The sequence below is a fragment of the Chlorobium sp. genome, from assembly GCF_021740465.1.
Taxonomy (GTDB): Bacteria; Bacteroidota; Chlorobiia; order Chlorobiales; family Chlorobiaceae; genus Chlorobium.
In genome coordinates this window covers 20,346-27,775 of sequence record NZ_JAIOZR010000028.1, presented here as the reverse complement: position 1 = coordinate 27,775, position 7,430 = coordinate 20,346, and the positions used below count along the sequence as shown (strand labels likewise).

Below are 7,430 nucleotides of genomic sequence, written 5' to 3'. Positions count from 1 at the left end.
GGAGTGGCTTGAAAATCTGGCGCAAGGGAAGGTGACGGCTTGCCCCGGATAATGTGGCTTCCGGACGCATTGGCCGATGTCGGGCGGCTTCATGCTTTCCTCTACGAAAAAAGCCCCGATGCGGCAGCACGAGCGGCAAGAGCCATTCTGGACGGTGCAGGTTTACTGAAATCGATCCCGGACGTTGGGCGTCCCATGGACGATGACACCGGCAGGCGCGAACTGGTTATCTCTTTTGGGGCCGGTGCTTTTGTGCTTCGTTATATGTGGGACAGACACGATACTGTTGTTATTATCCGTGTCTGGCACAGCAAAGAAAAAAGACCATAGATTCCGCTGATAGTCATTTCCTTTCCGAAATACGCCTGTAGAAATGGTTGAGTTCTGATTCCTTTAGCAGGTGCGGTTTTATACAAATCCGCGATTCAATTGACAATATATATGACGTGGTTGTCTGATGGGGTTTTGTATCTCATCTGCTTGCCGGGTTCCTCTCAAATGCCCGCGTTGCTAAGGTCTCTGTCTGGTATAGCGTGATTTTCATCGATCCGGGTCAATCCTTTTAACCATCCAGATGAATTGGTCTGATGAACTTACGGCCAACGCTGAACGGCAGGATTTTTTTATGATGGAATCGGCCGATGATCATGGCAGGATGGGTGCCGAATTTTCGGGCAAACTCGATGATATTCTGCTCTTTGAACGATCCATTCGCTAAAACCGCAGCCTCCTCTTCTTCCGAAAACGTCCATTTGACGGCAAAATCATCGGCCTCAAGTTCCTTTGAATCCCCTTCGATTTTATCCTGAGCACTTTCGATGGAGATATGCTTCTTGCCGTGCAGGAGGATATGGCCGGCCTCATGAAAAAAGGTGAACCAGAACCGGTCATTCTGGTTGTACCGTGCAGAAAGCTGGATCAATGGGGTATCGTCATACAGCCATCGTGTCGATCCATGAATCGGAGCTTTCGGCAGACATGGGGTATGGACGACCTTGACTCCGGCTTCGCGGCAAATATCACGCAGTTGCGGGAAAAAATCGTCAGGATGGTCTGCCATCACCTGCTTGATTTCAGGAAGAGCCGCTGCGAACTTCTTTTTGTCATAGGGGGCGGCATCGAGTTTCATCGCATCCAGTTCGCCTTGTCGAAGCCAGGCCGAAATCGCATACGGTTCACCGAAATGGGCCAAAGAAATCCGAAAGCTTACTTTCAGTTTTCGGGAAAGATAATACTCCTCCCATGCTGCAGGGCTTGACATCGAGAAGAAATCCAGCAACAATCGGCCCAGCTCGTCCGGATCCTGTTGTTTTGGCAACCACCCGAACGAGATCATCTTTTTGACAGGAAACTGTTTAGCCCACCCGGATGCATTGGCCAGCAGTTCGCTTCGTTTCGTTCGGGCAATGGCCTCGTCGTATTGTTGCTGGCGTTTCAGCCAGAAATTTGCAGGAATATGCAGAACGGACTCGAACTGCACCGCCATATCGGGAGTCAGGGCGCTCTCTCCATTGATCACCTTGACAATCGTCTGTTCCGGCTTGCCGGTACGCACCGCGAACTCCTTCTGGCTCATTCCCAGTTCCCCAAGCTTTTCCCTTAACGTCAAGCCGGGATGGGATACCGTCTGAGGGGTATATTCATTTCGTCTCGTCATCGTGTCATCTCTTTTTGTGATAATTCACAATTGCAATTACTTCCACGCCCTTGATTTCAAACCAGATATACTGACCAGCTGCATTCGAGGGAATCGGATCTTCATGAGGCGTTAAAATCAGCCGGTATGGGTGATCGAGGTCGCATGACCATTGACCTTTACGGTTTTCTGTCAACTCATGGTAACGTCCGGGAAGGTGGCGGACATCTTCGAGCGTATCGGCAGCTCTGAGATCGTCAAGTCGCTGCTTGAAGACCTGAGCCCTTTTCGGGCCAAGTTTGCGAACAGCTAAACGATCATTGTTTGCGTACTTTTTCAGGTCTTTGTCGCCAAACGTTATGTCCATGACTAATATAACAATTAACACAAACTGTTCACTAAAATATACTATATCCAAAATAAGGTATTCGATTGTGATCTGCCTTCACTCCGTGGGCTAACAAGGCGTTGGAAAAAATCGGTTTGACGCAGGAACTCTCCTGATCAAGAGGGCCGCCATCGTCCGGTCTCCTAAAATCAAGGGCAGGGATAAAAAGCGTTTCGGATTCTTCGCGGGACAGTAGACTGGTATGGGTAATGACCTATCAATACCATTCATTCCACTTCCGTTTTCAATTGCTCCTGAAGTTTATGTGGTTGTGAGCGTGCTGTCCTCCCATCCAGAGCTAACGATGGGTTTGCAGCATCTCGCATTTTCTGTCTTTCTTCAAATCCCGTAGGGATGACATATCGGTAACGCCCGAGTGCAACCCCGCGATTTGTATGAAATGGCAGACGCTCTCTAAGCTCACCTCAATAATTGATTCCGAGGTAATCAAGCTAAAGCATAAACGGATCCAGCGGTAAATCAAGAAAGAAGTGCTATAATCCTGAATCTCAGATCAAAACAAATTACGGAAAGACTTGTTGCTGAGCGCTTATGATTCTTTCACAAAAGACTATGTAGTGGCGAGCGTTCCGCCATCTGTCACTCCTAATTATTGTCAAGATATAAAAAGTATGGAATTCAGCGAAAAGATCATGCAATCCTTAATCAGAGATTATCCTGATTTCTTTTTTTGTAATGATATAGTTTTGTATCAAAAAGAATTTTGGATTAGCACCGGAAGTCGTGTTGATTTTATTTTCGTTGATCAATCAAATAATATGCATGTCTTGGTAGAAGTTCAAATAGGAAAAATCAATAAAGAGCACGCCGATAAATTATATAAAAGATATTTGCCAAATTACAGAAAAATGAGGCCGGACGTCAAAGCAAGGGGGGTATTAATTGCTAATGCGGTCTCATCAGAAATGCTTGAGCTGAATGAATCAAGAGGTGTCAAAGTTCAATGCTACTCAGTTGAGGAATTACTCGGTATTGATAAAAAGTATAGTGAAATAGATAAAAAGCGAGACAAGTATACATTATATGAGCGCTTTGTTGGTTTTGAGTCCAGCGATTTTCAGGATATTATAAAGGCCAACGATGAAATGAACCCGGAGTTGAGAATTAATGCAATTGGTAAATTGTACCAAATCAAGGATTATATTGTAAATCGAATTGATGAATTGTTTCCGAATTCGTTTTTAGAAACAAAATTATCTGATAGAACCCATTCAAACAGGCTTGATGTGCCATGGATGGCATTTTATTTTGGCGCAAGAGCTGAGGGGAGTACTCAGATACCGCATATCAATATCACTCTATCTGAAGTCAACGAAACAGGGAGTAACAGGTTAAGCGAATGCTCAGTACATTTGAACGCTGAACTGAAAAAAAGCTTTTCATTGGTTTTAAATGCATTAAAAAATTCCGAGGATTTCAAAAAAAGAATAGAAGAATCGAGAAATCTTGGATTAGAAATAAGGTTATACTCGAAAATTCCAATTACTCCTCAAAATAGAAATAATAATTTTTGGCTTTTGAGAAAGAAATGGAGAATCGATAAATATTTTGATTGCATGGGTGTAGTGAAATGGTTTGAGGAATTTGAAGAAAGAAATGAACGGGAATTGATAGATGAAATTAATAGATATAAGGAGATCTACAGTAATTCAGAGAAAGTGTTTGCGGAAAAAATGTTAGAAAAAGGCTCTAATTTATCAGCAATTGGACGTAGTGTTTTTCGTGTTGGAAAATGGTGGAAGGCAGATGAGGTTATTCAGCAAAAGGAAAGCTTTAAGGTAAGTGTGTTTGATACAATCAAAGATTTAACTTTGTTTCTGAATTATTTTAAAAACCCCTAATATGCGATTAAGATTCTGTACTCAAAATGGGATAAATAGCACGCTAATCCAGCGCTTTTATCCTTCCCGCTTAAACTGATAAAGCGTCTCGGAATCAGCCCTACAAAGATTTCTTACTTGGATTCAGAAAAGATTCCTGCCTCTGAACGGCAAATTCTGTCGGTGTCAGGCCATCAAGCCAGTCGGGTGGACGGAGAGCGTCTGTGCTTCTGCTACAGTGGCATTTTGTTCTGGACGATTTGTTTCAACTCTGCTTCGCAGGTCTCATACTCTCCCAGATAGGCTCGCATCAGACTCTTCCAGAGCTTGCCATGGTTCGGCACGAAGAAGTGCAGCAGTTCGTGGACGATCACGTAATCCCAGACCCGTTCCTCCATGTCGAGCAACTCGGCGTTGAAATTGAGGTGCCCCTCCGTGGAGCAGGATGCCCACTTGTTCCGCATGGGGCGGACGCCGAGCCAGACTATCCGGACATCGAGCTTCCGGGCCCACTGGCGGACGCGCTCTTTGAACCGGATCTTTGTGCTGGCGGGTGCAGTCATGGTTCAGATCCGGTTTGCCTTTTCAAGCAGGCGGAACAGGTTGTCCACGATGCCCGTTACCCGGTCGAGATCGTCCGATTGGGCGTAAATAGCAAAGGTGACCTTTTTGCGAAGCTCGCGCATTTCCCTGTCGCTCTTTTTCCAATTCGGAAACTCCACGAACGCCTCCCTGATCTGCCGGCTGACCTCTTCGGCATGTTCAATCTTTTCGTCGAGCAGGGTCCGGTAGACAAAAAAGGTCAGTCCGTCGAATCCCCTTTCTGCCTGCTCTTTTTTACGCGCTTCGTCGGTTTCGATTTCCTGCATCAGCTTTTCCAGCGCTTCGGCGGTCGTCGTCTGGCGGCTCTCGAAGCTCTCCTTCACGGCCTGCGCCCGTTCGGCCATGGCGATAAGGAACGGATCGTCACTCTCATCCTCCGCGATCTTCTCGATGCTCTTGATGAGATTGATCACCTTTGTCGTTTTGCCTCCAGACCGGGCATTGATGACGGCAATGGTGTTCGAGTCTATTGCGACCACCTGCTGCACCTCCGCGATACCGTAACTGCCGATGTGTTCCTGTACCAGCCGGCTGGTCTTCCGCTGGAACTCGCGATCAACCTGGATGCGCTTCGTGTAGGCCTTGCGTACCACATCGTAGATCGCCGAAAGCGTCGTATAGCTGTCGATAAACGGACGAAGGAACTCGTCCGGCGAGATGATCTCGTAGAGCATCTCGATCTCCTTGTACTCCCTGAACAACGCTTTCCGACGCTCCGGATCGCGGAAGTGCTCGATGAGGTTGTCGATATCCCTGTCGTTGAAGTTCTGCCCGACCAGACCAAGGTATTCCGGCGCAATGGTTTCCATCTTGTTCCGGAAGAGCGACTTAAGGAGTTTGATATCCTTGACGACAGCGTTGATCTCCTTGCTGTCGAAGGCAAGCGCTCTTTCGAGCTTGTCGAAAATACCGACAAAATCGAGCACGAAACCGTGCGGTTTCACCATCTCCTGCGCCTCGTTCTCGTAGGGGCGGTTCACCCTCGCGATTGCCTGCAGGAGGGTGTGGTCGCGCATCGGCTTGTCGAGATACATGGCGTAGAGCAGCGGCGCATCGAAGCCGGTAAGCAGTTTCTCGGTGACGATGAGGATTTTCGGTTGCTCTCCGAGTTTGCCGAAACTCTTGCGGATCTGCCGTTCCTGATTCTGGTCGAGGTGGAATTTCTTGAGCAGGACGGAGTCGTTGTTGTTGCCAGTGTAGACCACCCTGGAATAGTCGGACGGCAGGAACTGGTCGAGGGCCTGCTTGTAGAGGGCGCACGCTTCGCGGTCCACGCCGACGAGAAAAGCCTTGTAGCCGAGCGGCTCGACGTTCGTGAGGTAGTGCCCGGCAACGAACTGCGCGACAAATTTGATCCGCTCTCTTCCCTTGAGGAAATTTTTCAGGTTTACCGCCCGGTCGAGAATTCTGTTCAGCTCTTCGATGTCGGCCACGCCCTCGGCTTCGGCAAGGGAGAGAAACTCCTTTTCCAGCGTTTCGTGCGGGACGAGCAAGTCGTTAGGTGCGAGTTGGTAGTAAAGCGGAAGCGTGGTGCCGTCCTCGATGCTGTCGGCAATGGAGTATTTGTGCAGGTACCCTTTGTCGTCCTCGCAGCCGAAGGTCTTGAAGGTGCCCTTGCCATAGAGGGTTTTATCCACCGGAGTGCCGGTAAAGCCGATGTAACTGGCGTTCGGCAGCCCGGCCATGAGGTAGTTGCCGAGGTCGCCGCCGGTGGTGCGGTGCGCCTCGTCGATGAGCACGTAAATGTTCGGGCGTGTGTTGATGCCCGCAGGCATGTCGCGGAACTTGTGGATCATCGTCACGATAATGCCCCGGTAGTCGTCGCGCAAAAGCTTGTTGAGCCGGGTAATGCTGGTGGCATGTTCCAGATTGCCAAGGCCGAGCGCGGCGAGGTTCTTGAGCATCTGGTCTTCAAGCTCGTTCCGGTCGATCATCAGAAGGATGGTCGGTTTATCCGCACCCGGTGCACGGAAGAGCAGCTCCGCCGCCTTGATCATGGTGAAGGTCTTGCCGCTGCCCTGCGTGTGCCAGATGAGGCCCCGGCTCCGTTCGGGATCGAGAGCCCGGCGGACGGTTGCATCCACAGCGCCGGTCTGGTGCTGGCGCAGGATGTACTTGTTGAGTTCCTCGTCCTTTTCGGCAAAAACGATGTACTCCTTCAGGAAGGCCAGCACCTGCGGGATGGCGCAGAAGCTCTTTACCTTTGTCTCCAGATGACCGGGAGCGCCATCCTTCCACTCGAATATGTTCCGGCGCACGATGTTCCATGTCGCCCCGTACGAAAAACCGATGGCGTCGGTAGCGGTGAAGAGCTGCTGCGAAACGAACAGCTTGGGCGTCTCGCGGTGGTACCGGCGGATCTGGTCGATTCCCAGAGCAATCGCCTCGTCCTTGCTTGCGTTCTTGCACTCGATCACGAGAACCGGAATCCCATTGACGAGAAAGACGATATCCTCCCTCGTGCCGTAATGGCCATTATGATATGCCCACTCTTCGGTAACCTCGTACACGTTCCTTTCGGGATTGTCGTAATCGATCAGAATCAGATCGCGCTCGCGCTTCTCCTCATGATCGAAAAACTTGCCCCGGTTGCGCAGATGCTCCACGAATTCCCGGTTGCCGTAAATGTCGGCATGAAAATGCCGGAACTGCCCCAGCAACGCCCCCTCCGCCTCCGAATAGCGAGGATTGAACTCCCGAACCTTCGCGTCGAGCAGGTCGTCGAAGAAGAGGGATAACGGGGAGTTCGGGCTAACGGAGGGCGGACATTCCTGTCCGCCATTACATTGGTGAAGAGAATGGCGGGTTGGAAAACCCGCCCTCCTTTTTTCCGCCTCCTCGCGAGGCACAACAGCCCAGCCGATAGCCCCGGCGTAAGCGAGGATTCGGGATTGGACGGTTTTGTGTTCGGAGGGTGTGGGCATCGTTTTCTCGAGTAAACTTTTTTTGGGAATGCCGTTAC

General features: G+C 49.7%; 6 protein-coding genes. 2 read left to right on the top strand and 4 right to left on the bottom strand.

The genetic code is table 11. The features are described from left to right. Positions 1 to 51 precede the first annotated feature (51 nt). On the top strand, positions 52 to 330 hold the full coding sequence (locus tag K9G39_RS10370; protein WP_292004853.1) for a type II toxin-antitoxin system RelE/ParE family toxin: 279 nt from the start codon (positions 52 to 54) through the stop codon (positions 328 to 330). 232 nt (positions 331 to 562) lie between these two features. Here K9G39_RS10370 and K9G39_RS10365 read toward each other — a convergent pair whose 3' ends face one another. Together K9G39_RS10365 and K9G39_RS10360 are read right to left on the bottom strand one after the other, a co-directional pair. Then, the gene (locus K9G39_RS10365; protein ID WP_292004852.1) at positions 563 to 1,657 is read right to left on the bottom strand and encodes a HigA family addiction module antitoxin; all 1,095 of its coding nucleotides are present in this window, start codon (positions 1,655 to 1,657) and stop codon (positions 563 to 565) included. 4 nt (positions 1,658 to 1,661) lie between these two features. Continuing rightward, entirely contained in the window at positions 1,662 to 2,003 is a 342-nt protein-coding gene (locus tag K9G39_RS10360; RefSeq protein ID WP_292004851.1) for a type II toxin-antitoxin system RelE/ParE family toxin, read from the bottom strand. A 653-nt stretch (positions 2,004 to 2,656) separates the two neighbouring features. On the opposite strand from K9G39_RS10360, the gene K9G39_RS10355 reads away from it, so the two are divergent. Then, positions 2,657 to 3,886 (top strand): endonuclease NucS domain-containing protein, encoded by a 1,230-nt coding sequence (locus K9G39_RS10355; protein WP_292004850.1) that lies wholly within the window; start codon positions 2,657 to 2,659, stop codon positions 3,884 to 3,886. A gap of 212 nt (positions 3,887 to 4,098) precedes the next feature. Here K9G39_RS10355 and K9G39_RS10350 read toward each other — a convergent pair whose 3' ends face one another. Together K9G39_RS10350 and K9G39_RS10345 are read right to left on the bottom strand one after the other, a co-directional pair. Then, the gene (locus tag K9G39_RS10350; protein ID WP_292004849.1) at positions 4,099 to 4,428 is read right to left on the bottom strand and encodes a M48 family metallopeptidase; all 330 of its coding nucleotides are present in this window, start codon (positions 4,426 to 4,428) and stop codon (positions 4,099 to 4,101) included. Between the two features lie 3 nt (positions 4,429 to 4,431). Continuing rightward, positions 4,432 to 7,392 carry an HsdR family type I site-specific deoxyribonuclease gene (locus K9G39_RS10345; protein WP_292004848.1) on the bottom strand — a complete coding sequence of 987 codons (2,961 nt, stop codon included), beginning with the start codon at positions 7,390 to 7,392 and terminating at the stop codon, positions 4,432 to 4,434. Positions 7,393 to 7,430: the final 38 nt, after the last annotated feature.